Genomic DNA, 25564 nt, shown 5'->3' on the forward strand with positions numbered 1-25564 from the left:
AGTGCGCCAACGGCCCGGGGCGTACCTCCGGAGAGGTACGCATCCCGGGCCGTTGGCGTTTTCTAGGGCGTCAGCCCGGACGGCGGAGGTTTCCGCGCCGGATCAGAGCCGGTCGCCGACGTACTCGGTCAGCGTGACGAGCTGGTTGGAGTAGCCCCACTCGTTGTCGTACCAGGAGACGACCTTGACCTGGTCACCGATGACGCGGGTCATACCCGAGTCGAAGATGGAGGCGTGCGGGTCGGTGACGATGTCGGTGGAGACCAGGGGCTCCTCCGAGTAGGCCAGAACACCCTTCAGGTCGCCCTCGGCGGCCTTCTTGATGGCGGCGTTGACCTCGTCGACCGTGACGTCCTTCGAGGCGGTGAAGGTCAGGTCGGTGCAGGAGCCGGTGGGAACCGGGACGCGCATGGCGAAGCCGTCGAGCTTGCCCTTCAGCTGCGGGAGCACCAGGGCGACGGCCTTGGCCGCGCCGGTGGAGGTGGGAACGATGTTGACGGCTGCGGCGCGCGCACGGCGGAGGTCCTTGTGCGGGGCGTCCTGCAGGCGCTGGTCACCGGTGTACGCGTGGATCGTGGTCATGAGGCCACGCTCGATGCCGAAGGCCTCGTCCAGGACCTTCGCCATGGGAGCCAGGCAGTTGGTGGTGCAGGACGCGTTCGAGATGATGGTGTGGTTCTCGGGGTCGTAGTCGGTGTGGTTGACACCGACGACGAACGTTGCGTCCTCGTTCTTGGCGGGCGCGGAGATGATGACCTTCTTCGCGCCGGCCTCGATGTGGGCCTTGGCGGCGTTGGCGTCGGTGAAGAAACCGGTCGACTCGATGACGATGTCGACGTTGTGCTCACCCCAGGCCAGGTTCTTCGGGTCCCGCTCCGCGGTGACGATGATGCGCTTGCCGCCGACGACGATGGACTCGTCGTCGTAGTCGACGTCCTGGCCGAGGCGGCCGAGGATGGAGTCGAACTTCAGCAGGTGCGCCAGGGTCTTGTTGTCGGTCAGGTCGTTGACCGCGACAACCTCGATGTCGGCGCCGCGCTCGAGGATGGCGCGGAAGTAGTTGCGTCCGATGCGACCGAAGCCGTTGATGCCTACACGAACCGTCACTGTGATCTCCTTTGTCCTGTTGGAACCTTGATCATCGGGATGACCCTGAACCGGGGAGTTCGGGCGTTCATCCCTGATGGCTCCCACTGTACCGACGTCGGCTGAAGTGTGCAGTGAAAGCGGGCACAGTCACACCGGAAATAGACACATACGGACATTCAAACGGACAGTATCCCGTGACCGATCCGGAAAAAACCACACGAGGTGGCTCTTTGATTTTGGGAACCACGGGTGCTTCTCCATGGAACCCCACATACGCACCCGCACATCACCCCCGAATAGTGGCCCGCGACTGTTCCGGACGGCCCCGACACGGGCCGTGGACCGTCTGTTGTGGTATTGATCACATCGGCGGCGAGGTGGGGTCGCGCGGCACATCGTATGGACGGACGTCGCAGCGGAAGGCCCGTCCACACGGCGCCGGTCCGATGTTCTAGCTGTCCCCGGCGAAAAGGCTGTCGGTGACCACCTCGGAGGTTTTCGGCACTCCGAGCTCGACGGCCCTCCGGTCGGCCATCGACAGCAGCCGGCGGATCCGGCCCGCGACGGCGTCCTTGGTCATCTGCGGATCAGCGAGCCGACCGAGTTCCTCCAGCGATGCCTGCCGGTGCCGGACGCGCAGTTGCCCGGCCTCCGCGAGGTGGTCCGGGACGTCCTCCCCCAGAATCTCCAGGGCCCGTTCGACCCGGGCCGCAGCCGCCACCGCCGCACGAGCCGAGCGCCGGAGGTTGGCGTCATCGAAGTTGGCCAGTCGGTTCGTCGACGCCCGCACTTCCCGCTTGGTGCGCTGTTCCTCCCACTCCAACCTGGTGCGTTGTGCGCCCATCCGCGTGAGCAGGGCGCCGATGGCCTCGCTGTCCCGCACACTGACCCTGTCAGTGCCCCGGGACTCCTTCGTCTTTGCCGTGATGCCCAGGCGACGCGCGCACCCGACGAGCGCGAGGGCCGCCTCCGGACACGGGCACGCCACCTCCAGCGCCGAAGACCGACCGGGCTCGGTGAGTGAACCGTGCACGAGGAAAGCCCCGCGCCACGCCGCCTCCGCGTCGGAGACGGTACCGGAGACAACCCTCGGGGGCAGTCCCCGGACGACATGACCCGAGGGCGAGACGAGTCCGACCCGACGGGCGATCTCCCGGGCACCGTCCGTCACCGTGACCGAGTAGCTGCGGGTGCGACGCCCACCACCCGACCCGACGGCGTGAATGAGCGCCTCATACCCGTAGAGATGCCGGATGGAATCCCTGATCCGACGGGCGACGTCCATCGACTCGACATCCGCCTCGATCACCAACCTGTCCCCCACGGTCTGAAGCGTCGCGGAGAACCGGAGCAGAGCGGCGAGTTCCGCGGTCCTCGGGGCGTCGCGTTTGACCGTGACGCGCCCCAGTTCTTCTTTCACCCGCGTGGTCAGTGCCACTGTATCCGGCTCCCCTCATTCGCTGTTCTCCAACATGACGCGGTCCCGTCACGGGTGCCGCGTCGTGACCGTCGATCCTACCGCTGCGGTCGCTCGGAGACGTGACGGGTGTAGACCCGCTGGAGTGCGGACGCGAGCTTGACCGGGTCATGGCGATTGACCCAGCCTCCGTCCCCGTCGTCCGCCCGGACCGGTTCGAACGCGACATCCGCCCCGATGGTCGCGGCGGCACGGGCGAGGTAGCTGCGTTCCACGTCGCTGGAGATCACCGTGGAATCGATGATGATGTGGTCGATACGCAGATCGGGCGCGTGCTGGGTGAGCATGTGGATGTGCCGCTCCGTGGAGAAGCCTGCGGTTTCACCGGGTTCCGCGGTCAGGTTCAGGATGACCACCCGGCACGCGTCGGTCTCGATCAGCGCACGGGTGATGTCGGGCACGAGGATGTGCGGAATCACGGACGTGAACCATGAACCGGGACCGAGGGTGACCATGTCGGCGGAGCGGATGGCCGCGACGGCGTCCACGCCTCCCGGAGGATGCTCCGGGAAGAGCCTGACCCGGCGGACATTTCCCGTCGTCGATGCGACGGCCACCTGGCCACGTACCGGGCGCACCGCCATCGGTTCGTCTCCGAGGCCCGCGACCTCGGCCTCTATTTCCAGGGGCTGCTCGCACACGGGGAGGACCCGACCGTGGGACTGCGTCAACTTTGCCACGGTATCAAGTGCTTGGACTTGACTTCCGAGGATATCCGTCAGCCCGGCGATGAGCAGATTCCCCACGGCGTGTCCGGCCAGAGCACCGTAGCCACCGAAGCGGTGCTGCAGGGTCTCCTCCCACAACCGCCCCTCCTCATTGTCCCGGGACAGTGCGGCGAGCGCCATCCGGAGATCGCCCGGGGGAATCTGGCCGAGTTCCTGTCGGATCCGGCCGGAGGATCCGCCGTCGTCGGCGACGGTGACGACCGCGGTGATGCGGTCCACGTCGAGATGCCGCCCGGCCCGGAGGGTCTGGAACAGGCCGTGCCCCCCACCGAGACAGGTGAGACTCCCGAGAACCGGGGACTGTGAACCACCGGTGGACTTGTCCATGTGAATCCAGCCTCCCTCAGCCACGGCAGATGTCGCGGTGGTTGACCGAGACGTCGAGGCCATCCATCTCATCGAGTTGCCGGGCGATCTCCGCGGCGACCGCCACCGAGCGGTGGTGTCCACCGGTGCAGCCGACCGCGACGGTGATGAAGCTCTTGCCCTCCCTGCGGTACCCCTCCACCATCGTGGAGAACATCGCGACGAAGTTGTCGATGAACTCGCGCGCAGCCGGCTGCGCCAGAACGTAGTCGCTGACCGGCTTGTCGACGCCACGGAACGGACGGAGATCCGGTTCCCAGTAGGGATTGGGGAGGAAGCGCACGTCCACGACGAGATCGGCGTCCGACGGCGCGCCGTTCTTGAAGCCGAACGACTGCACGGTGACGTGCTGGCGCATGTTGTCGATGGTGGCGAAGGAACTCTCTATCGCCCGACGGAGATCGTGCACCGACAGGTCCGACGTGTTGATCACCACATCAGCGCGCTCCTTGATCCCCGCCAGGGCCTCGCGCTCCCGGGCGATACCGATGCTCAATGTGTCGGCGCCCTGCAGGGGGTGCGTCCGACGAACGGTGTCAAAGCGGCGGATCAGCATGTCGTCCCGGGCATCCATGAACAGGATCGTGGGGTTGATCCCCTTGTCGCCGAGTTCGTCCAGCACCTGCTGCAGTCCGCCGTGGAAACTCCGCGAGCGAACGTCCGTCACCATGGCGAGCTTGTCAACCGGGGAATCCTCGCGGCGGCACAGCTCGACCAGCTCCACCATCAGCTCGGCGGGCAGATTCTGCGACACGTACCAGCCGAGGTCCTCGAGCACACGGGCCGCGGAACTCAGACCCGCGCCGGACATTCCGGTGACGAGGACGGGATCACTCTCTATCGAGTGACCGGGAGCGTGCTCGGGCGAATCTTCACGTGCGTCGACGGTCATGACGACATTCTATCGCAGCAGTCCGTGCCGGGGTCGCGGTTTTTCCGCGCCACCGGCCGGTGCCCCCGGTCACTCGGGGTGGAGCCCCCGGTAGACAGCCTCGGCGAGCGCCGGTCCGAATCCCCTGACCTCCGTGATCTCGTCGATGTCCGCGGCCTTCAGCTTACGCACGCTGCCGAAGTGGCGGACCAGCTCGGCACGCCGCGCCGCGCCCAGCCCCTTGATCCCGTCTAGCTCGCTGACCCGCATCCGTTTGCTGCGCTGCTGGCGGTGATAGGTGATGGCGAAGCGGTGCGCCTCGTCCCGGATCTGCTGCAGGAGGTAGAGCGCCTGGCTATTACGCGGGAGGATGACCGGTTCATTGTCACCCGGTACCCAGATCTCCTCCAGCCGCTTGGCCAGTCCGACGAGGGTCACGTCCGTGACCCCCAGTTCATCGAAGACCGCCTGCGCGGCATTGACCTGCGGCAGACCACCGTCAACGATGAACAGGTTCGGAGGATAGGCGAACCTGCGGGCGTCGGTGGTGTGCTCCTCCACCTTCTCGTCGTCGAAGCGGGTGCCGTCGAACTCCTCGGCGTCGGGGACGTCGGTGGCGTCCCGGTGGTGTCGCAGGAACCGCCGCCGCGTGATCTCGGCGATGGACGCGACGTCATCACTGTGGCCGTCCCCCGCCGCCTCACGGATGCGGTAGCGCCGGTAGTCGGATTTCCTGGGTAGTCCGTCCTCGAAAACCACCAGAGACGCCACTACATCCGTGCCCGCGATGTGGGAGATGTCGGTGCACTCGATCCGCAGGGGCGCCTCGGACATGAACAACGCCTCCTGGATGTCCCGCAGGGCTGCGGAACGTGCGGTCAGGTCCCCGACGCGCTTGAGCTTGTGCTGCTTGAGCGCCTCCCTGGCGTTGCGTTCGACGGTCTCGGCCAACGCCCGCTTGTCACCGCGCTGTGGTACCCGCAGATCGACCTTCGCCCCTTTCAGCGCGGTGAGCCACGCCGTGGTCTCCTCGGAGTCCTCCGGTAGTTCCTGGACCAGCACTTCCCTGGGGACCGGAGAGATCTGCAGATCCTGCCCGTCGTCGGTGTGCGAGAGCTGGTCGACCCCACGGCGCAGGATCTTCTCCGCCTCGGACCGGTCCTCCGCGGCACGTTCGGCCGCTTCCCCGTAGAACTGGGTGAGGAAGTTCTGGATTATCCGGGGAACAGCCGGGTCGTGCCCGTCCGTCCCCATCTCCAGTTCGGTGTCCCCGGTCTTCTCCACCACCCAGCCGCGCTGACCGCGGATCCGACCGCCGCGTACGTGGAAGATCTGGACCGCCGCCTCGAGTTCGTCGGTCGCGCAGCAGATGACGTCGGCATCGGTACCGTCGCCGAGCACGACCGCCTGCTTCTCCATCGCCTTCGTGATCGCCCCGAGATCGTCGCGCAGCCGCGCCGCGCGTTCGAAGTCGAGTTCCTCGGCAGCCTCGCTCATCTCCCGCTCCAGCCTGCGCGTGACCCGGTCGGTCTGCCCCGACATGAATGAGCAGAAGCCGTCGACGATCTCCCGGTGCTCCTCGGGGCTGACTCTTCCGACGCAGGGTGCGGAACACTTGTCGATGTACCCGAGGAGACAGGGGCGACCGAGTTGCCGGTGCCGATTCAGGACCCCCTTGGAGCAGGTCCGCACGGGGAACACCCTGATCAGCAGGTCGAGCGTCTCGCGGATTGCCCACGCGTGACTGTAGGGGCCGAAGTACCGCACGCCGCGCCGGCGCGGACCGCGGTACACGAAGGCCCGCGGGATCTCCTCCCCGACGGTGACGGCGAGCATCGGATAGGTCTTGTCGTCCCGGTACTTGACGTTGAACCGCGGATCGAACCGCTTGATCCACGTGTACTCGAGTTGGAGCGCCTCCACCTCGCTGGACACCACGGTCCATTCGACGGAGGAGGCGGCGAACACCATCTGCCGGGTCCGCGGATGCAGCTGGGTGACATCCTGGAAGTAGTTCGACAGCCGGGCCCGGAGGTTCTTCGCCTTGCCCACGTAGACGACGCGGCCGGATTCCTCCCGGAACTTGTAGACGCCCGGCTCGGTGGGAACGGTCCCGGGAGCGGGGCGGTAGGTTGCTGGATCGGCCACTGACTAACGGACCGTCCGCTGATGCAGGAACAACAAAACTGTCACTTCCCCGGTCCGACCTAGTCTTCGGGCATGTAGGCGTCCTCGAGGTCGCGGAACCGGTCCACGGCCTCGACGACCGCCTCACCGTCCGCGGACTGGAACGCCCACATCGGAACGAACTCGAACTCGGGAAGCTCCAGCCGCGCCCAGCGGGCCCCCTTGGGGAACGACAGCCCGTAGATCACCGACCAAGGGTAGAACCGGGTGCCGATGAAGTTACGGACCTCCACCCCGTCAGCGTTGGCGCGCACACGGGGCCTGGCGATCCCTATGCAGCAGAAGGCGATGACCAGACCGACACCGACGAAGGACCACTGGTCCACCGTGGTCACCGCTGCACCCGTGTCCCCGATCGCCACGGCGAACGCCATGAATATGTGGACGGCCATGACCACGATGACCGCGAGCACCGCGAGCACCTTGAGACGCCGCGAGGTGACGACGAGTTCCCAGGGGCGCTCCGTGGTCGTCGGAGCGTCCGCGGCGAGCATCCGCTGGATGTCGACGCCGCCGTTCTCGGCTCCGTTGGTCTTGCCCTCAGGGTTCACGTCCACTCAATCTCTGTCTCATCGGTCCGGCTGTGCTTCTGCGCCCAGTCTAGCCCGCCACCCCCGGATCCCGGCAAAGACTCTGGCTGGACTCCGGTTCCGGCGACGGGGTCAGGCCCGTGCGGCGAGCGAGCGCAGAAGACCGACCTCGGTGTTCGGATCCTCGGCGCCGTAGACCGCGGAACCGGCGACGAAGGCGTCGCATCCCGCTTCAGCCGCCGCGGCGATGGTGTCCCGGGAGATCCCGCCGTCGATCTCGATGGTGCAGTCCAGTCCACGGGCGTCGATCTCACGTCGCAGTGTGCGGACCTTATCCAGCTGGTCGGGCATGAATGACTGGCCGCCGAACCCGGGTTCGACGCTCATAACGAGCACCTGGTCGAATTCACCCAGAATCGGGAGGTGGTCCTCGATCGGCGTCCCGGGGCGCAGGGAGAACGCCGCACGGGCCCCCTTCTCCCGGATGTGCCGGGCGAGGGACACGGGATCTTCGGTCGCCTCCACGTGGAAGATCACCGTGTGCGCGCCGGCGTCGATGTGGTCGTCGACCCACTTCTCCGGGTTCTCGATCATCAGGTGGACGTCGAGCGGGATGTCCGTCGCCCGGTGCGCCGCCGCGGTGATCATCGCCCCGAACGAGAGGTTCGGGACGAAGTGTCCGTCCATGATGTCGACGTGGATCCAGTCGGCGTCGGGGACGCGGGCGATCTCCTCCCCGAGGCGGGTGAAGTCGGCGGACAGGATTGACGGTGCGATGATCGGCTCTGGCATGTCGCCATCCTATCGTCCCGCCCGCCGGGAACACACGGTCAGGGCGTCAGGCGCGGCCGACCCGGAGCACGCTGAAGAACATCGCGTCGGTGCCGTGGCGGTGGGGCCACATCTGGACGCTCGCGTGCTCACCGGTGTCCGACATCCCGCACGCGAGGCCCGTTGCGTCGAGCTCCGTGACACCGAGTTCCGCCAGCGCACGATCGACGACACCGCGGGTCTCCCGGAGATCGGGCGAACAGGTCGAGTACACGACCACCCCGCCGGGCCGGACCAGCGACACGGCACTGGTGAGCAACTCGAACTGGAGCTCCGCGAGTTCTGCGATGTCGGCCTCGGACTTGCGCCAGCGTGCCTCGGGTCGGCGGCGCAGGGCACCGAGGCCGGAGCACGGTGCGTCGACGAGGACGCGGTCGTACCCGGGCTCGAGTCCCGGGTCGCGCCCGTCGGCCGTCACCACGTTGACCGGTAGGCCGCTGGTCGCGGTGCGCACGAGTTTCGCCCGGTGTTCGGAAACCTCCACCGCGTCGAGGCGGGTACCGTCTATGCGCGCGAGGGCGCCGATGAGAGCCGCCTTGCCACCGGGCCCGGCGCACAGGTCGAGCCACCGGCCCCGGTCCGTCCCCTCCACCGGGGCCTCGACCACCGCGCGGGCGATGATCTGACTGCCCTCGTCCTGGACGGTGGCCAGCCGTTCCCGCAGGGGTTCCAGGTCACCGGGATCACCCGAGTCGAGATGGACGGCGTACGGCGAGTACGGGCCGGGCTCGCCACCGGTGGCCAGCGCAAGTTCCTCCGCGGTGATCTCACCGGGGCGGGCGGCGAGGTGGACCTTCGGCCGTTCGGAGTCCGCGGCGAGAGCCTCATCGAGTTCGGCGTCCCCGAGCACCCTGGCGAAGCTCTCCGCGATCCAGACCGGGTGGGCGTTCGCGAAGGCCGTGGCCGCCACTCCCCCCGCCGGGGCGAGTTCGTCCATCCACTCGTCCGGGGTCTTCCTGGAGATGGTCCGCAGGACGGCGTTGACGAATCCCTTGGCCCGTTCCTGCCCGATGCCTTCCGTGAGCCGGACCCCGGTGTCCACCGCAGCGTGGGCGCCGACCCGCATGTTCAGCAGCTGGTAGGCCGACAGGCGGAGGACATCGAGAAGCTCCCCGTCGATGGTCTCGAGGGGTCGGCTCGATGCCGCGTCGATCACTTCGTCGAGGACACCGAGCTGACGCAGCGTGCCGTAGGTCAGTTCGGTGGCGAACGCGGCGTCCCGGTCCGTGATCCCGTGCGTGCGGAGCAGACCGGGGAGAATCAGGTTCGCGTAGGCGTCATCGGCGCGGACCGCACGCAGGACGTGCAGTGCCGCCGCGCGGGGCGCGTCGATCCCCGGGGTCAGGGGACGGACGGATCCACCGGGGGCCGCCTTCTTCGTCGAACCGGCGCGGGTTCCCGCGACGTCCCCCTTGGGCCGGTGCGACGACTGCGTCCGCCCCCGTTTCCCGGCTCCTCCGCCGCTCCGCCGCTGCGCGCCCGCTCCACCGTCGGTGGTCCGGGAACTGTTGCGTCCGCTGCCGCTCCGTGCGCGGAATCCACCGGATTTTTCCAAACTCATACGAGTACCGTTCCTTCTTCCGTATGCGCGCCGCGCGCCCAGTCCATTGCAGCCATCATCTTCTTGCCCGGGGCCTGGATCCGCCGGAGCAGCACCGCCCCGTCTCCCGTTCCGACCACGAGGCCGTCGTCGGTCACCCGCAGCTCCCCGGCCGCGGGTGATCCGGGTCCGCCGTCCGCCACAGCCACCGGACCGATCTTCATGCGTTGACCGTTGAGCGTGGTCCACGCCCCGGGCGCCGGGGTGAAGGCGCGGATCCGACGGTCGATCTCGGCGGATGTCGAGGTCCAGTCGATCCGGGCGTCGTCCTTGGAGATTTTCGCGGCGTAGGTCGCCTCCCCGGTCTGCAGTGTCGGTTCCAGTGATCCGTCCGAGATGCCGTCCATGGTGTCCACCAGGAGTTGGGAACCACTGTGGGCGAGCCTGGTGAGGAGATCATCGGCGGTGTCGTCCGGGGTGATCGTCTCCGTGACACGGGCGAACACGGGCCCGGTGTCCAGTCCCTCCTCGATCCGGAAGGTGGCGGCCCCGGTCTCCCGGTCGCCCGCGGCTATCGCTGCCTGCACGGGAGCGGCACCACGCCATGCCGGGAGGAGGGAGAAGTGCAGGTTCACCCAGCCGTGGGGGGCGGCATCGAGGAGGTCCGGGGTGATGAGGTTCCCGTACGCGACCACGGGGATGCAGTCGGGTGCGATCTCGGCGAGGCGTGCGCGCAGTGCGCGACCGTCCCCGGAGTCGGGTTTCAGGGACGTGGGTCTGAGGATCTCGACGCCGTGGGCTGCGGCGAGTTCCGCCACGGGCGACGGGTGCAGGGTTCGTCCCCGGCCGCGGCGGGCATCGGGTCTCGTGATCACCGCGGCGACCTCGTGGTTCGAGGTCAGCAGCTTCTCGAGGGCGACGACGGCGGGTTCGGGGGTGCCGGCGAAAACCAGGCGCATGAGCGGGGGGCATCCTTACTACGGGGATTGTCGGGTCAACGTCCCATCCTACGGCCCCGGGCCGGATCGGTTGAAGTCCGTCACTCAGTCCCCCGGGTGGCGGTGATCAGCCGACGTGCAGCGGATCGATCTGGATGCGGAGGGGAAGCTCGTCCTTGCGGACCGCCCGTGCGGTCCGTCCCGACCGCAGTGCCCGACCGAGTGCGCTCCGTGGTCCCGACCCGAGCGGCACCCGGACGAGGAGCCGTTGCGGGGGCCCGAACCGGGACTCGTCGTACTCCCCCGGCAGTGGGGAACCCGGAGGGAGGTCCACGGGGCCCAGGATGTCCGCGCCCTCCGGTAGCTCGACGAGGCCCATGAAGTCGTCGAGGGTCGTCTGGGGGCCGTCGACCGCGGCCAGGTGCACCGCCGGCGGAAGATCCACCTCACGACGCTGGGCCAGCTCCATCGCGGCCGCGGTGACGGGATCCCACCGGATCAACGCCTGGACCGGCGGGAGCACCGGGTCGGCGACGACTATCACCTCTCCCCCGTCCCCGTTGGGGGTGACGAGGGTGGCGGCCGCCATCCACTTGGCGAGCGCGTCCTCTGTGGCGCGGAGGTCCGCCCGCCCCAGGAGGGCCCAGGTGTCGAGCAGCAGGCAGGCCCCGTAGGCCCCGTCCCTGACGGGTGGTTCAGCGCCGGGGGTGGATACCACGAGCCGGGCGCCCGGCGGTACCTCGTCGAGGACGCGGGTTCCACCGGATGTGGAGACCGGGACCTTGGGGAACGCCCTGCCCAGCTCCTCGGCGGTCCGTTCGGAGCCGAGGACCACGGCGCGGAGCCGGACGGATCCGCAGCTACCGCACCGGTGGTTGGCGGTGGGCCTCCCGCACCACCGGCACATCGGCACTCCGGGTGCGTCGTTGTCGCCCGCCGGGAGTCCGAGGGGACCGTTGCAGGCGCGACACCGGGCGGGCGCCCGGCACTGTCCGCACGCGAGGGTCGGCACGTATCCCTTGCGGGGCGTCTGGATTAGCACGGGTTCGTCCCGGTCCAGCGCCCTGCGGACCGCGTCGAATGCGACGACCGGGAGCCTGGCGGACCTGGCCGACGGATCACGCTCGAGTGCGACGTCGCTGTCGGCGGTGGCCCGGACGCGGGGCATCCGCTGCCGCAGGACCTCGCGCGGTGCCACGAGACCGTGCATCCAGCCCTGCTCGACCATGAGCTGCACCTCGGCGGTCCGGGTGTGCCCGCCGAGGATGAGCGCGCACCCGCTCTGTGCGCTGCGGGTCGTGAGCACCTCCCGGGCGTGGGCGTAGGGCGCGCGGGGGTCTATGAGGTTGTCGTCCCCGTCGTGCAGGAGGACCGCGAGTCGGAGGTCCTCGACCGGGGCGTAGGCCGCGCTCCGGGTGCCGATGACGAGCCGACCCTGCCCGTGGAGGACCGACAGGAAGCGCCGGTAGCGCGCCTGTGGCCCGAGTGCGGAGTTCAGGACGGTGATCTGCCGCGCGGAGACCAGTTCACGCAGCGCGGCTTCGAGCGTGTCGACGTCGCGTTGGTCCGGTAGGACGATGAGGACCCCACCTCCGGACTGGACGGTCGCCACGGCGAGGCCCGCGAGCGCCCGGGCCCAGTCGTCGCCGGGAGCGATCTGCCAGGCCGCGCGGGCAGCACGTCCGGCGAGGACGGCGTCGACGAAGTTCGGTCCGTGCAGGTAGCTGATCCACGGCGAGAGGTCAGGGTCACTCGTTGTTCCGAGTTCCTCCCACGGCGTCGAGGTGTCCGAGTTCTCGGCGGTCGCGTGCCGGGACGGCACCGCGGATCTGATGAGGTCACTGCGGACCCCGCCGTAGCGGTCGGAGAGAGCGTCGACCAGTGCCCTCGTCTGCTCCGGATAGACGACCTCCGGGGAGATCACCCGGTCCAGCCAAGCGAGATCGCCCGCGTGTTCGCTGACGGAGGTGCGGGCGAGCACCACCGCGTCGACGAGGCGCCCGGAGAACCGGATCCGCACCTTCACCCCGGGGCGGCAGTCCGCGTGCTGCTTCTCGTCGACGAGGTAGTCGAAGGGCCGGTCCAGGTGGGCGAGCCCGAGTAGCGGCAGGACCCGTGCCACCGGCGCACTCGGAGCCGGGGTACGGGGTTTGGACATGCCGACGATTGTATATCGCCGATCCGGTGGATCAGCTCACAGACCGGCGGCGGCGCGGAGCTCGTCGACCCGGTTGACCCGCTCCCAAGGGAGATCGAGATCCGTACGGCCGAAGTGTCCGTACGCGGCGGTGGCGGCGTAGATCGGGCGCAGCAGGTCGAGCTCGCGGATGATCGCTCCGGGACGCAGATCGAACACCTCGGCGACGGCACCCTGGATGTCGGCATCCGACAGTCCGGCGTGCGCGGTTCCGAATGTCTCCACATAGAGTCCGACCGGTTTCGCCCGGCCGATCGCGTAGGCGACCTGGACCTCCGCGCGGTCGGCGAGACCGGCGGCGACGATGTTCTTCGCGACCCAGCGCATCGCGTAGGCACCGGAGCGGTCGACCTTGCTCGGGTCCTTTCCGGAGAACGCCCCGCCGCCGTGACGGGCCATGCCACCGTAGGTGTCCACGATGATCTTGCGTCCCGTCAGGCCCGCGTCTCCCATCGGGCCCCCGACGACGAACGAACCGGAGGGGTTGATCAGGACGGTCAGATCCTCGTCGGCGAAGCTCTCCAGTCCGGCCTCCCGGATCACGTGGTTGATCACGTGGGTCCTCAGCTGCTCCTCGAGCCAGGACTGGGTGACGTCGGGATCGTGCTGGGTGGAGATCACGACGGTGTCGAGCCGGACCGGTCGGTCGTCAGCGTCGTAGGCGAAGGTGACCTGGGTTTTTCCGTCGGGGCGGAGATTAGGGACGATCCCCTCCTTACGGACCTGGGTCAGGCGGCGGGCGAGCCGGTGGGCCGTGGCCGCAGGCAGGGGCATGTACTCGGGGGTCTCGTTCGACGCGTAGCCGAACATGAGTCCCTGGTCGCCGGCACCGCTCTGATTGTCATCGTCGCCGGTGTCGCCGTTGCGGACCTCGTGGGAGGTGTCGACGCCGGCGCCGATCTCCTGGGACTGCTCCCCGATCGCCACGGTGACGCCACATGTCGTCCCGTCGAACCCGACCTCCGACGAGGTGAATCCGATGTCGCGGAGCTTGGTGCGCACGAGTGCCGGGATCTCGACGTATCCGGAGCACCGGACCTCGCCGACGACGTGGACGAGTCCGGTGGTGACGACGGTCTCGACGGCGACCCTGGAGTGGGGGTCGGCCCGGAGCATGGCGTCGAGGATCGTGTCGGAGATGGCGTCGCAGATCTTGTCCGGGTGCCCTTCAGTGACCGATTCGCTGGTGAACAGACGGACGGCGGTGGTGCCTACAGCCACGGTACTTCCTTCTCAACTCGTTGTAGTTCTCTGGTTCGGCGGGCTCACGGAGGATTCCTGGAGCGACTGTACGGGAAGTCGTGGAGCGCACCTGTGGGGTCGCCGCGTACGGCGACACGAACCTAAATATAGACCAAGCTGTCTAAAACTGCAATGGTCCACTCACCCGCCGGTCAGAGGGAGATACCCCGCCATAGAGGTGACGCTCACCTGGCCGCGGTGATCCTCACCACGGAATCCAGGATCCGGGACGCAACCTCGAGTTTGGTGCCGTCCGGGACGTCCGTCGCCGAACCGTCGGGAGTTATCAGCCAACCACGGTTGCGGGTACGCCCGAATACCCGCCCGGATCCGACGTCGTTGCACATGAGGAGATCACAGCCCTTCCGCCGGATCTTGCGCAGCGCATGGTCGAGGACCGAACCCTCCCCGTCGCCCGTCTCGGCGGCGAAACCGACGATCACGGTGTCTGCGCCGATGCGGCCGGACCGACGCGAATCCACGAGGCCGGCGAGTATGTCGGGATTCTCGGTGAGTTCGATGCTGGTCGGTGCGGACCCCGAGGTCTTCTTGAGTTTCGACGGAGCGGTCACCGATGGACGGTAGTCGGCGACCGCGGCCGCCATGATGATCACATCGTGATCCGTGGCCCGGGCGTCGACCTCGTCAGCGAGTTCCCGGGCCGAAGATATCCGGATTACCTCGGCACCGCACGGCGTCGGGAGGGCGTCGGTGGCTCCTGCGATCAGTGTCACGTCCGCGCCCCGTTGCACGGCGACCTCTGCGAGAGCGAAGCCCTGCCGCCCGGAGCTCCGGTTCCCCAGATAGCGGACCGGGTCAACGCTCTCCCTGGTCCCGCCCGCGGTGATGAGGACGCGGCGACCGGACAGATCCTGGGGTAATCCGATGCCCGCGAGCCGCAGGAGCGACAGCGCGACGATCTGCTCCGGTTCGGGGAGCCTCCCGGCCCCGGAATCCGCTCCCGTCAGACGTCCGTGTGCGGGCTCTAGCACGGTGACACCGCGATCCCGCAGCGTCGCGACGTTCGCGCGCGTGGCCGGGTGATTCCACATCTCGGTGTGCATCGCCGGTGCGACGACAACGGGGCAGGTGGCGACCAGGCAGGTTGCGGTGAGCAGATCGTCCGCTCTGCCCGCTGCGAGCCGTGCGAGCAGATCCGCGGTCGCGGGGGCGATGACCACGAGGTCGGCTTCCTGACCGATGCGGACATGCTGCACCTGATCGACGCGGTCGAATACATCGGTGGCGACCGGGTGTCCCGACAGCGCCTCGAACGTCGCGGCACCGACGAAGTTCAACGCGGAAGCCGTCGGAACGACCCGGACGGAATCTCCGCGTTCGGTGAACCCCCGGACGATGTGGCACGCCTTGTAGGCGGCGATGCCACCGGCGACACCGAGCACGATGTTCCGGGGACTCCGGGAGTCCCCGCCGTTTCCGGTCGGTGGGGTGTCAGCGGGCGGATTGCTGGTCACGGGATCCTTCAATCTTCGGTCGGGACGGAAACTGTCGCGCAAAGACGACAAGACCCCTCCCCCTCCGGGATGCCGAAACACCACAGGCGGTGGGCCCGGGGTGTCCGTCGGAGGGGAAAGGGTACATGTATGTGGGACGGCGAATGCGTCGGAATCGACTCCGAGGGTCTCAGCCTTCTTCGTGGTCGAGCAATCCGCGGTTGATCTCGCGGAGCGCGACCGTGAGCGGCTTCGCCTGATTGTCGTCGATCAGCGGGCCAACGAACTCGAATACGCCTTCATCACGCTGGTGGAGATAGCTGTTGATCTGGCGCGCCCGCTTGGCGGCGAAGATCACCAGGGCATACTTCGAGGACACCTTGTCCAGCAGTTCATCGATCGGCGGGTCGGTGATACCGACCGGCTGATCGAAGACGGCCTCGGTGGCGGTGATGTCATTGGTCACTGTTTAGCACCTTCAAAAGTCGGGGAAGAAAGAGTGTTTCTGTTCTGTCCGGAAGAACCGGAGATACCTGGACCGGCTCAATTACCGGTGAGGATCGCTCGGATGTCAGCGACGGCACGGTCAACGTCATCGTTGACGACGACGTAATCGAACTCATCCGCGGACGCGAGTTCCTCCCTGGCCGTCTCCAGCCGACGCTCGATGACGTCAGCGGGTTCCGTACCACGGCCGGTCAGGCGTTCCACCAGCGTCTCCCAGGAGGGTGGAGCGAGGAACACCGTCCGGGATTCGGGCATGATCCGGGCGACATTGCGTGCCCCGACCAGATCGACCTCCACGAGCACCGGACGCCGGAGTTCCAGCGCCTCCCGGACAGGCCGGGCGGGGGTACCGGAACGCTGCAGGCCGCCGTGGATCTCAGCCCATTCGAGCATGTCACCCGCATCAATTGTCCGCTGGAACTCCTCGGGACTGACGTAAAGATAGTCACGACCGTGGACTTCTCCGGGACGTGGCGCGCGTGTCGTCATCGACACGGAGAAGAACAGGTCGGGGACTTCATTACGGAGCCGGTTGACCACGGTCGATTTTCCGACCGCGGACGGCCCGGCGAGCACGACGAGACGCGCTGGACTCCGATCACCCGACATGTCGACGACTAGTCCTCTTCGGAGAAGCCGAAACGCTCCAGAAGCGCACGGCGCTGGCGGTCACCGAGGCCACGGAGACGACGCGTCTGCGCGATCTCGAGCTCCTCCATGATCTCCTTGGCCTTGACCTTGCCCACCTTGGGCATGGCCTCGAGCAGTGCGGAGACCTTGGTCTTGCCGATGATCTCATCGCTCTGCGCCTGGGCGAGCACCTCCTTCAGGTTGGTGCCACCTCGCTTCAGCTTCTCCTTCAGCTCGGCGCGTGCCTTACGCGCCTCGGCAGCCTTGGCAAGGGCATCCTTGCGCTGCTCATCGGTCAACTTGGGAAGGGCCACGGGGTTCCTCCGTTTTTCATTTTCTCGGACAGTGTCATTGGGTAGTCGCGGGGTCCGGTTCTACCAGTTCTCGCCGGTCCCGGCACCGCTAATCTCATCGGTGTCAGCCAGCGAACTTGGAACAGTCTAACACTAGTGACGCAAAGTCAAAGGTCGGGGCCGCAAAGGCCCTTTCCCGGGATCATTGACAGCGCTCTGACCAGTGTTTTTGATGGGTTTCCGTACAGTGTCATCCACCGAAGGCGGCCGCCTGTCGCGTGCAGGCTTTCCGCAGGTCACCGACATCCGGCCCCGCGCGCAGAATACCCCGCGAAACGCTGGCGAACGCGAGCGGCTCCACGCCACGGGTGAGTAAGGCCACATCATCCGGGCCGGCCCCCTGGGCGCCGACCCCGGGCAACAGGACCGGACCACCGAGTTCCCCCAGGTCCGGGGCGTCGGTCACGGTCGCACCGACCACGACCCCGCAGGGGCCGAACCCCCCGCGGGCGACGAAGGGTGCGTTGTGGGCAGCGCAGGAGTCGACGACGTACTGCGCGACGGACGTCCCGTCGGTGCGGTTCGCACGCTGCACCTCGGGACCTTCGGGATTCGAGGTCGCGGCGAGCACGAACACTCCCCTCCCCTTCTCCACGGCCAGGGACACGGCCGGATCCAGCGAACCGACACCGAGGTACGGGGAGACGGTCACGGCGTCGACGGCGAGCGGCGAGTCGTCGTCGAGCCAGGCGTCGGCGTATGCGGCCATGGTGGAACCGATGTCGCCCCGCTTCGCGTCCGCGAGCACGAGACATCCGGCGTCACGGAGAGAGGCGATCGTCTCCTCCAGTACCGCGTAGCCCGAGCTGCCGTACCTCTCGAAGAAGGCGACCTGCGGCTTCACGAGGGCGGCGGTGTCCGCGAAGGCGTCCACGCAGATCCGGGCGAACTCGCGCAGGCCGGCCCCGTCGGCCGACAGCCCCCAGTCACGGAGCAGACCCGGGTGCGGGTCGATGCCCACGCACAACCGGCCCCGGTCGGCGCCCACCGCGGCGAGCCGGTCCCCGAAGGACGGGATCACGGTGTCGCTCATTCCTTCTCCCTGACCATGTCGACGGCGTGGTCGAGCTGCTGGAGCGCCCGCACGGTGAGCTCGCCCGAGCGCATGGCCTCGATTCCCTGGACGGCCGCGGTGACGCCTTGGACGGTGGTCACCAGAGGCACTCCGACCGAGACCGCGGAGGAACGGATGTCGTAACCGTCGTGTCGCGCACCGGCGGATCCGGCGGGCGTGTTGAGGATGAGATCGATGTCCCCACCCAGGATCCGGTCGACCACGGAGATCTTGTCGTCCCCCTCCTTGACGTCGGAGTGCTTGTACACCACCTCACACTCGATCCCGTTGCGGCGCAGCATCTGCGCCGTACCGGAGGTGGCCAGAATCCTGAACCCGAGGGTGGCCAGGCGCTGGATCGGGAAGATCAGGGTCCGCTTGTCCCGGTTGGCGACGGACACGAAGACCGTACCTTCGGTGGGCAGGCCGCCGTAGGCGCCGTCCTCGGCCTTGGCGTAGGCGGCTCCGAAGTTGTCCGCCAGGCCCATGACCTCACCGGTGGACTTCATCTCCGGGGACAGCAGGCTGTCGAGCAGGGATCCGTCCGCCCGGCGGAACCTGTTGAACGGCAGGACCGCCTCCTTGACCGCGATGGGTGCGTCTAGCGGCAGTGAACCGCCGTCGTGACTGGTCGGGATCATGCCCTCCTCCCTGAGCTCGGCGAGCGAAGCCCCGAGGGAGATCCGGGCCGCGGCCTTGGCCAGCGGGACGCCCGTGGCCTTGGACACGAACGGAACGGTGCGGGAGGCGCGGGGGTTGGCCTCGATGACGTAGAGGATGTCGTCCTTCAGGGCGTACTGGACGTTCATCAGGCCCCGGACACCGATACCGTGCGCCAGCTTGACCGTGGATTCGCGGACCTTGGCGATGTCCTCCGGCCCGAGTGTCATGGGCGGCAGCGCGCACGCGGAGTCTCCGGAGTGGATGCCGGCCTCCTCGATGTGCTCCATCACGCCGGCGAGGTAGACCTCGTCACCGTCGCAGAGGGCGTCGACGTCGATCTCGATGGCGTTGTCCAGGAACCGGTCGACGAGCACCGGATGATCGGTGGTGATCTCGGTGGCTCGGTCGATGTAGTCGGACAGCGACTGCTCGTCGTAGACGATCTCCATTCCGCGTCCACCGAGCACGTAGCTCGGGCGGACGAGAACCGGGTAGCCGATCTCCTCGGCCACGGCGCGGGCCTCCCGGAAGGAGGTGGCGGTGCCGAAGGCCGGGGCCGGAAGTTCCGCCTTGCGCAGGACCTCTCCGAACTCGCCGCGGTCCTCGGCGAGGTCGATGGCCTCGGGGCTCGTGCCGACGACGGGAACTCCGGCGTCGCGGAGTTTCTCCGCCAGCCCCAACGGGGTCTGGCCACCGAGCTGGACGATGACGCCCGCGACGGTGCCGGACTGCGTCTCGGCGTGATAGACCTCCATGACGTCCTCGAACGTCAGCGGCTCGAAGTAGAGCCGGTCGGCGGTGTCATAGTCGGTGGAGACGGTCTCCGGGTTGCAGTTGACCATGACCGTCTCGTATCCGACGCGGGACAGCTCGAGTGCGGCGTGCACGCAGGAGTAGTCGAACTCGATGCCCTGGCCGATCCGGTTCGGTCCGGACCCGAGGATGATGACCTTCTCCCGTTCGGTCTGCGGGGCTACCTCGGATTCCGCCGCCGGGTCGAGCTCGTAGGCCGAGTAGTGGTACGGGGTCTTCGCCTCGAACTCCGCGGCACAGGTGTCGACGGTCTTGAATACGGGACGGACGCCGAGGGACCAGCGCAGGCGACGGACACCGTCCTCGCCGGCGAGCTCCGGGCGCAGTGCCGCGATCTGCAGATCGGACAGTCCGTACCATTTCGCGGTGCGCAGCAGCTCCTCGGTGAGCACCGGTGCGTTCTCGAGGGTGGCACGGAAGTCGACGAGCGCCTGCAGTTCGCCGAGGAACCAGGGGTCGATTCCGCTGGCCTCGTGGACCTGCTCCACCGTGGCACCGAGACGGAGCGCGAGCTCCGCGTCGTAGATCCGGCCCTCGGTCGGGCGCTTCAGATCGGCGAGCACGGCCTCGACGTCGGTGGCCCTGTCCCTGGCGAAGAACTCGTCGGGCTTCGTCCAGAACCCGGTCTGCTTGGTCTCCAGGGAGCGCATGACCTTGCCGAGGGCGGCGATGTAGTTGCGTCCCAGGGACATCGCCTCACCGACGGACTTCATGGTCGTTGTCAGGGTGTCGTCGGCACCGGGGAACTTCTCGAAGGCGAAGCGGGGCGCCTTGACGACGACGTAGTCGAGGGTCGGCTCGAAGGCGGCGGGGGTGACGCCGGTGATGTCGTTGGTGATCTCGTCGAGCGTGTAACCGATGGCGAGCTTCGCGGCGATCTTCGCGATCGGAAAACCGGTCGCCTTCGAGGCCAGCGCCGAGGAGCGGGAGACACGGGGGTTCATCTCGATGGTGATCAGACGGCCGTCGTCGGGGTTGATGGCGAACTGGATGTTGCAGCCACCGGTGTCGACGCCGACCTCCCGGAGGATCGCGAAGCCCTGGTCGCGCATGATCTGGAACTCGCGGTCCGTCAGGGTCATGGATGGTGCCACGGTGACGGAGTCGCCGGTGTGGACGCCGAGCGCGTCGACGTTCTCGATGGAACAGACGACTACGCAGTTGTCGTTGGCGTCACGCATGAGTTCGAGCTCGAACTCCTTCCAGCCGAGGATGGACTCCTCGATGAGGACGTTCGCCTCCGGGCTGGCGGCCAGTCCCCCACCGGCGATCCGCTCGAGATCCTCGTCCGTGTAGGCGAGGCCACTGCCGAGGCCGCCCATGGTGAACGACGGCCGGACGACGACGGGCAGGCCGAGCTCGGCGACGGTCTCCCGGACCTCGTCCATGTTGTGGCAGACCCGCGAGCGGGCGGATTCGCCACCGATGCGCTCGACGATGTCCTTGAACTTCTGCCGGTCCTCGCCGCGTTCGATCGCGTCGATGTCCGCGCCGATCAGTTCGACGTCGTACTTCTTCAGGCTGCCGCGCCGGTCGAGGGCGATGGCGGCGTTCAGTGCGGTCTGTCCGCCGAGGGTGGCGAGGACGGCGTCGACGGGGTGACCGGCGGCGCGTTCGGCCTCGAAGATCTTCTCGATGTACTCGGGCCGGATCGGCTCGACGTAGGTGTGGTCGGCGAACTCGGGGTCGGTCATGATCGTCGCCGGGTTGGAGTTGATGAGGGTGACCCGCAGGCCCTCCTCCTTCAGGACGCGGCACGCCTGGGTGCCGGAGTAGTCGAACTCGCAGGCCTGTCCGATGACGATCGGCCCGGAGCCGATGACCAGGACGTGGTTGATGTCACTACGTTTGGGCATTGGTTCTTAACCTTCCGTCGGGGTGCTGCTGGTGGACATGAGCTCGACGAAACGGTCGAACAGGGGGTTGGCGTCGTGGGGACCGGCCGCGGCCTCCGGGTGGTACTGCACGGAGTACGCCAGTCCGTTGGTGAGGGCGACTCCCTCGACGACGTCGTCGTTGAGGCAGGTATGGGTGACCTTCGCGGGTCCGAAGTCGGTTTCGAACTCGACGCCCGCTTCACCCTTGAGCGCGAAGCCGTGGTTCTGGGCGGTGATCTCGACGGTGCCGGTGGAGTGGTCGAGCACCGGGACGTTGATGCCGCGGTGACCGAACTTGAGCTTGTAGGTCTCCATCCCGAGCGCGCGGCCGAGGATCTGGTTGCCGAAGCAGATCCCGAAGAACGGGATCTTCGCCGCCAGGACATCCCGGACCGCGGCGACCATCTCGTCGGCAGTCGCCGGGTCCCCGGGTCCGTTGGAGACGAACACTCCGTCCGGCGAGTAGGAGGAGATGGTGTCGAAGTCGGTTCCCGCGGGGACGACGACGGTGCGGATACCGCGGGCTGCGAAGTTGCGCGGGGTGTTGGTCTTGATGCCCATGTCGAAGGCGACGACGGTGAAGCGGTGCTCCCCGTCGGGTTCGACGGTGTAGGGCTCGGTGCAGCTGACCTCACCGGCGAGGTCCGCTCCCGCCATGGCGGGCTGCTCATTCACGATCCGGACGAGTTCGTCGGTGTCCCGCTGCGCGTCGGTGCCGCTGAACACGCCCGCGGACATGGAACCGTGGTTCCGGATGTGCCGGACCAGCGCGCGGGTGTCGACACCCCGGATGCCGACGATCCCCTGTTTCTCCATCTCCTCGGCGAGGGTCCGCTCGGCACGCCAGTTGGATACGCGGTGGGCGAGATCCCGGACGACGAGGCCCGCGACCCAGATCCGGTCACCACGGGATTCGCCGTCCTCGTCGTTCCACCCGGTGTTCCCGACCTGGGGGGCGGTCGCGACGACGATCTGGCGGTGGTAGGAGGGATCGGTCATCGTCTCCTGGTAACCGGTCATGCCGGTGGTGAACACCGCTTCACCGAGGGTGGTGCCGGTGGCACCGAAACCGAAGCCGCGGTAGGTGCGACCGTCGGCGAGGACGAGAACTGCTGGGATGTCGGTCCGCTTGGTGTCGACGGAGTCGCTCACGGGGCCGCCTTTCGGGGGTCTGGGATGAGAATCAGTTTTATTCATTGGGCTGTATTATATTCAATCTCTTCGTCGGGTGCGCCGGACTCAGTTCCGGGGCCCGGCCGCGACGCCGTCTTCGCAGGTGACCCGACCCCGGAGGATCGTCGCGCGGACCCGCGCGGAGAACTCCCGCCCCTCATAGGGGGTGTTCTCCGCCTTTGACGCCATCTCCGATCCCTTCGCTGTCCACCGGAAATCCGGATCGACGACGCACAGGTTCGCGGGTTCGCCTTCGGCGATCGGCCGACCGTGGCCGGGGAGCCGGGTGATCTCCGCGGGGCGTTCGCTCATGACCTTCGCCACCCAGCGCCAGTCCGCGAGGCCGGTCTCCACGAACAGCTGGGCGATGATGGCCAACGAGGTCTCGAGTCCCAGCATTCCGGGGCGGGCGTTCTCGAACTCGCAGCACTTCTCCTCAGAACCGTGGGGTGCGTGGTCGGTCGACACGCAGTCGATGATCCCGTCGAGGAGCGCCTGCCGGAGGACGTGGGTGTCACTGTCCTCGCGCAGCGGTGGGTTCACCCGGTACCGCCCGTCATAGGAGGTGAGGAGCTCATCGGTCAGCAGGAGGTGGTGCGGCGTGACCTCGGATGTCAACGGGATACCGTGTTCCCGGGCCCAGGTGAGCAGCTCAACAGTGCCCGCGGTCGACGCGTGGCAGATGTGCACGCGCCCACCGTAGTCGCGGGCGAGCAGCGCGTCCCGGATCACGATGGACTCCTCGGCGGCGCGGGGCCAGCCCCGCAGTCCGAGCTCGGCGGCGACCTCGCCCTCGTGGGCCACGGCCCCGACGGTCAGACGCGGATCCTCGCAGTGCTGGGCCAGCAGCACATCGGTGCCGCGGGCGTATTCGAGGGCGCGGCGCATGATCAGCGGATCGGAGACGCACACTCCGTCGTCGGAGAACATCCGCACCTTTGCCGCGGAGTCGGCCATAATGCCGAACTCGGTGATCTCCTTCCCCGAAAGCCCCTTGGTGATGGAGCCGACCGGATGGACGTCACACAGTCCGGTGTTCTGGCCCTTGAACCAGACGGATTCGGCGATGATCGGCTGGTCCGTCACCGGGTTCGTGTTGGCCATGGTGAAGACGGCGGTGAACCCGCCCTTCGCCGCGGCTGCGGAGCCGGTGGCGATCGTCTCGGTGTCCTCCCGGCCGGGTTCACGCAGATGCACGTGCATGTCGACCAGCCCGGGCAGGAGCACGCCACCGGCGCCGTCGACGTGGCGGTCGGCGGCGGTGTCGGACGCGGCGTCGAGTGAGGTGATCACGCCATCGGTGACCAGTACGTTGACCGGCTCGCCCTCACCGTAGGGGCGGACGTCGGTGATGAGCAGGGCGCCCGGCTCCGCCGGTGGGAGAGCACCGGTGGCGGGCCGGTCGGAGGGATGTTGTGCAGTCATGGGTATCACGTGTCCTGGGAATGTCTGAGAAGGGTTCGGGGTGGGGCGGGCCGTCAGCCGGCCAAAAGGGTGAACAGGACGGCCATCCGGAGGTGGACTCCGTTGGACACCTGCTGCAGCACCGCGGTCTGCGGCGCGTCGGCAACGCTGTAGTTGATCTCCATGCCGCGCAGCATCGGACCGGGGTGCATGACGATGCAGTCCTTCTTCAACCGGGCGAGCCGGTCCTTCGACAGCCCGTACCGGTTCGCGTATTCCCTGTGTGAGGGGAAGAAACCGCCGAGCATGCGTTCCTGCTGGACGCGGAGCATCATCACCACGTCGGCGTCGACGATCTCGTCGTCCATCGACCAGGCCGTGCGCACGGGCCAGTTCTCCACCCCGGCGGGCAGGAGGGTCGGCGGTGCGACGAGCACGACCTCCGCACCGAGGGTCGACAGCAGGTCGACGTTGGAGCGCACGACCCGCGAATGCAGGCAGTCACCGACGAGAACGACCTTCCGGCCCTCGACGGAGCCGAGCCGCTGGCGGATGGTTACGGCGTCGAGGAGCGCCTGGGTGGGATGCTGGTGCGCGCCGTCGCCGGCGTTGATGACGCTCGGTCCGTCGCCGCCGGGCGCGACCCACTGCGCGAGCTGCTGCGGAGCACCCGAGGACGGGTGCCGGATGATCAGTGCGTCAGCGCCGATCGCCTTCAGAGTGAGCCCGGTGTCCTTCAGCGACTCCCCCTTCTTCACCGAGGATGTGGACGCGGAGATGTTGATGACGTCCGCACTCATCCATTTGCCGGCGGTCTCGAACGACGACCGCGTGCGGGTCGAGTTCTCGTAGAAAACGGTGAAGATGGTCCGGCCGCGGAGCGTCGGGAGCTTCTTCACCTCACGTCCCTCGAGTGCCTCCCGGAACCGGTCGGCCTCATCCATCAGACCGATGATCTGGTCGCGGTCGAGGTCCTTGATACTGAGCAGATGCTTCATCGGTTTTCCCTCACACCCCGTCGGGGCGGGTCAGCACGACGGCGTCGCGGCCGTCGATGTCTTCAAGCAGGACGTCGACGTCCTCGGAACGGGAGGTCGGGAGGTTCTTCCCGACGTAGTCGGCGCGGATCGGCAGCTGCCGGTGTCCCCGGTCGACGAGGACCGCCAACTGGATGACGTCGGGCCGCCCCAGGTCGCGCAGGGCATCGAGAGCCGCGCGGATGGTGCGCCCGGAATACAGGACGTCGTCGACGAGGATGACCGTCGCCCCGTCGATTCCCCCCGCGGGCACATCGGTGGGTTGCAGCGCCCGGTGACCGCGCGAACGCAGGTCGTCCCGGTAGAGGGTGATGTCCAGCGAACCGCAGGAGACCTCCACCCCCGAAAACTCCGCGATCCTGCTCTTCAGACGCCGTGCGAGGGGCACTCCCCCGGAGGGGATGCCCAAAAGAATGACCCGACCGGATTCCGCCGAGTCGAGCGCCGTCTTCTCAATGATCTGGTGCGCGATGCGCGCGACCGTCCGGTTGACATCGTCCGCTGACAGCAGCTCCGTCATGACCGGTTGATCGTGTCCGCTCATCGTGACCTCCTTTCCCGCCTCACGGTGCGGTTCCTTAAAGGATGCCTATGCTTGAACTA

At 67.6% G+C, this 25564-nt stretch carries 21 protein-coding genes; all 21 read right to left on the reverse strand.

The window, feature by feature from the left end; translation table 11 throughout:
• Nucleotides 1-102 precede the first annotated feature (102 nt).
• The 21 genes from gap to pyrR all read right to left on the reverse strand — a co-directional run bounded on the left by gap (nt 103) and on the right by pyrR (nt 25505).
• Nucleotides 103-1107, reverse strand: a complete 1005-nt coding sequence (gene gap / locus JDV75_RS04130; RefSeq protein WP_198737980.1) for a type I glyceraldehyde-3-phosphate dehydrogenase — start codon at nt 1105-1107, stop codon at nt 103-105.
• 433 nt (nt 1108-1540) lie between these two features.
• Nucleotides 1541-2527: a DNA-binding protein WhiA gene (whiA, locus tag JDV75_RS04135; protein ID WP_198737981.1), complete on the reverse strand. Its 987-nt coding sequence runs from the start codon at nt 2525-2527 to the stop codon at nt 1541-1543.
• Nucleotides 2528-2604: 77 nt separating this feature from the next.
• A complete protein-coding gene (locus JDV75_RS04140; protein WP_198737982.1) occupies nt 2605-3621 on the reverse strand; it encodes a gluconeogenesis factor YvcK family protein in 1017 nt (338 codons plus the stop codon).
• A gap of 16 nt (nt 3622-3637) precedes the next feature.
• A complete protein-coding gene (gene rapZ, locus JDV75_RS04145) occupies nt 3638-4552 on the reverse strand; it encodes an RNase adapter RapZ (protein WP_198737983.1) in 915 nt (304 codons plus the stop codon).
• Between the two features lie 69 nt (nt 4553-4621).
• Nucleotides 4622-6679: an excinuclease ABC subunit UvrC gene (uvrC, locus tag JDV75_RS04150; protein ID WP_198737984.1), complete on the reverse strand. Its 2058-nt coding sequence runs from the start codon at nt 6677-6679 to the stop codon at nt 4622-4624.
• Nucleotides 6680-6738: 59 nt separating this feature from the next.
• Nucleotides 6739-7212, reverse strand: a complete 474-nt coding sequence (locus tag JDV75_RS04155; protein WP_198738446.1) for a PH domain-containing protein — start codon at nt 7210-7212, stop codon at nt 6739-6741.
• A 168-nt stretch (nt 7213-7380) separates the two neighbouring features.
• Nucleotides 7381-8040, reverse strand: a complete 660-nt coding sequence (gene rpe / locus JDV75_RS04160; RefSeq protein WP_198737985.1) for a ribulose-phosphate 3-epimerase — start codon at nt 8038-8040, stop codon at nt 7381-7383.
• A gap of 46 nt (nt 8041-8086) precedes the next feature.
• Nucleotides 8087-9640, reverse strand: coding sequence for an RsmB/NOP family class I SAM-dependent RNA methyltransferase (locus tag JDV75_RS04165; protein WP_198737986.1), 1554 nt, complete (start codon nt 9638-9640; stop codon nt 8087-8089).
• Nucleotides 9637-10578, reverse strand: coding sequence for a methionyl-tRNA formyltransferase (gene fmt, locus JDV75_RS04170; protein ID WP_198737987.1), 942 nt, complete (start codon nt 10576-10578; stop codon nt 9637-9639). Before fmt ends, JDV75_RS04165 begins: the two co-directional genes overlap by 4 nt.
• Before the next feature lie 106 nt (nt 10579-10684).
• Nucleotides 10685-12715 carry a primosomal protein N' gene (locus JDV75_RS04175; protein WP_198737988.1) on the reverse strand — a complete coding sequence of 677 codons (2031 nt, stop codon included), beginning with the start codon at nt 12713-12715 and terminating at the stop codon, nt 10685-10687.
• A gap of 36 nt (nt 12716-12751) precedes the next feature.
• Nucleotides 12752-13975, reverse strand: a complete 1224-nt coding sequence (gene metK / locus JDV75_RS04180) for a methionine adenosyltransferase (RefSeq protein WP_198737989.1) — start codon at nt 13973-13975, stop codon at nt 12752-12754.
• 206 nt (nt 13976-14181) lie between these two features.
• Nucleotides 14182-15471, reverse strand: coding sequence for a bifunctional phosphopantothenoylcysteine decarboxylase/phosphopantothenate--cysteine ligase CoaBC (coaBC, locus tag JDV75_RS04185; RefSeq protein ID WP_198737990.1), 1290 nt, complete (start codon nt 15469-15471; stop codon nt 14182-14184).
• A 169-nt stretch (nt 15472-15640) separates the two neighbouring features.
• The gene (gene rpoZ, locus JDV75_RS04190; protein ID WP_198737991.1) at nt 15641-15916 is read right to left on the reverse strand and encodes a DNA-directed RNA polymerase subunit omega; all 276 of its coding nucleotides are present in this window, start codon (nt 15914-15916) and stop codon (nt 15641-15643) included.
• Between the two features lie 77 nt (nt 15917-15993).
• Nucleotides 15994-16566, reverse strand: coding sequence for a guanylate kinase (gmk, locus tag JDV75_RS04195; protein WP_198737992.1), 573 nt, complete (start codon nt 16564-16566; stop codon nt 15994-15996).
• Nucleotides 16567-16574: 8 nt separating this feature from the next.
• Nucleotides 16575-16901 (reverse strand): integration host factor, actinobacterial type, encoded by a 327-nt coding sequence (gene mihF / locus JDV75_RS04200; RefSeq protein ID WP_198735979.1) that lies wholly within the window; start codon nt 16899-16901, stop codon nt 16575-16577.
• Between the two features lie 229 nt (nt 16902-17130).
• Nucleotides 17131-17961, reverse strand: coding sequence for an orotidine-5'-phosphate decarboxylase (gene pyrF, locus JDV75_RS04205; protein WP_198738447.1), 831 nt, complete (start codon nt 17959-17961; stop codon nt 17131-17133).
• Nucleotides 17962-17969: 8 nt separating this feature from the next.
• Nucleotides 17970-21326: a carbamoyl-phosphate synthase large subunit gene (gene carB, locus JDV75_RS04210; RefSeq protein ID WP_198737993.1), complete on the reverse strand. Its 3357-nt coding sequence runs from the start codon at nt 21324-21326 to the stop codon at nt 17970-17972.
• Between the two features lie 6 nt (nt 21327-21332).
• Nucleotides 21333-22499 (reverse strand): glutamine-hydrolyzing carbamoyl-phosphate synthase small subunit, encoded by a 1167-nt coding sequence (carA, locus tag JDV75_RS04215; RefSeq protein WP_336244293.1) that lies wholly within the window; start codon nt 22497-22499, stop codon nt 21333-21335.
• Between the two features lie 87 nt (nt 22500-22586).
• Nucleotides 22587-23945, reverse strand: coding sequence for a dihydroorotase (locus JDV75_RS04220; protein ID WP_198737995.1), 1359 nt, complete (start codon nt 23943-23945; stop codon nt 22587-22589).
• A 53-nt stretch (nt 23946-23998) separates the two neighbouring features.
• Nucleotides 23999-24922 carry an aspartate carbamoyltransferase catalytic subunit gene (locus JDV75_RS04225; RefSeq protein WP_198737996.1) on the reverse strand — a complete coding sequence of 308 codons (924 nt, stop codon included), beginning with the start codon at nt 24920-24922 and terminating at the stop codon, nt 23999-24001.
• Nucleotides 24923-24932: 10 nt separating this feature from the next.
• Nucleotides 24933-25505, reverse strand: a complete 573-nt coding sequence (gene pyrR / locus JDV75_RS04230; RefSeq protein WP_198737997.1) for a bifunctional pyr operon transcriptional regulator/uracil phosphoribosyltransferase PyrR — start codon at nt 25503-25505, stop codon at nt 24933-24935.
• Nucleotides 25506-25564: the final 59 nt, after the last annotated feature.

The sequence above is a fragment of the Corynebacterium meridianum genome, from assembly GCF_016342265.1.
GTDB classification, from domain to species: Bacteria; Actinomycetota; Actinomycetes; order Mycobacteriales; family Mycobacteriaceae; genus Corynebacterium; species Corynebacterium meridianum.

Excerpts from the sequence above, each read along its gene's own strand:
- rapZ (WP_198737983.1), bottom strand. The coding sequence starts at position 4,552 with ATGACCGTCGACGCACGTGAAGATTCGCCCGAGCACGCTCCCGGTCAC.
- JDV75_RS04140 (WP_198737982.1), bottom strand. The coding sequence starts at position 3,621 with ATGGACAAGTCCACCGGTGGTTCACAGTCCCCGGTTCTCGGGAGTCTC.
- JDV75_RS04155 (WP_198738446.1), bottom strand. The coding sequence starts at position 7,212 with ATGCTCGCCGCGGACGCTCCGACGACCACGGAGCGCCCCTGGGAACTC.
- rpe (WP_198737985.1), bottom strand. The coding sequence starts at position 8,040 with ATGCCAGAGCCGATCATCGCACCGTCAATCCTGTCCGCCGACTTCACC.
- JDV75_RS04220 (WP_198737995.1), bottom strand. The coding sequence starts at position 23,945 with ATGACTGCACAACATCCCTCCGACCGGCCCGCCACCGGTGCTCTCCCA.
- JDV75_RS04225 (WP_198737996.1), bottom strand. The coding sequence starts at position 24,922 with ATGAAGCATCTGCTCAGTATCAAGGACCTCGACCGCGACCAGATCATC.
- JDV75_RS04165 (WP_198737986.1), bottom strand. The coding sequence starts at position 9,640 with ATGAGTTTGGAAAAATCCGGTGGATTCCGCGCACGGAGCGGCAGCGGA.
- gmk (WP_198737992.1), bottom strand. The coding sequence starts at position 16,566 with ATGTCGGGTGATCGGAGTCCAGCGCGTCTCGTCGTGCTCGCCGGGCCG.
- fmt (WP_198737987.1), bottom strand. The coding sequence starts at position 10,578 with ATGCGCCTGGTTTTCGCCGGCACCCCCGAACCCGCCGTCGTCGCCCTC.
- carB (WP_198737993.1), bottom strand. The coding sequence starts at position 21,326 with ATGCCCAAACGTAGTGACATCAACCACGTCCTGGTCATCGGCTCCGGG.
- pyrR (WP_198737997.1), bottom strand. The coding sequence starts at position 25,505 with ATGAGCGGACACGATCAACCGGTCATGACGGAGCTGCTGTCAGCGGAC.
- JDV75_RS04175 (WP_198737988.1), bottom strand. The coding sequence starts at position 12,715 with ATGTCCAAACCCCGTACCCCGGCTCCGAGTGCGCCGGTGGCACGGGTC.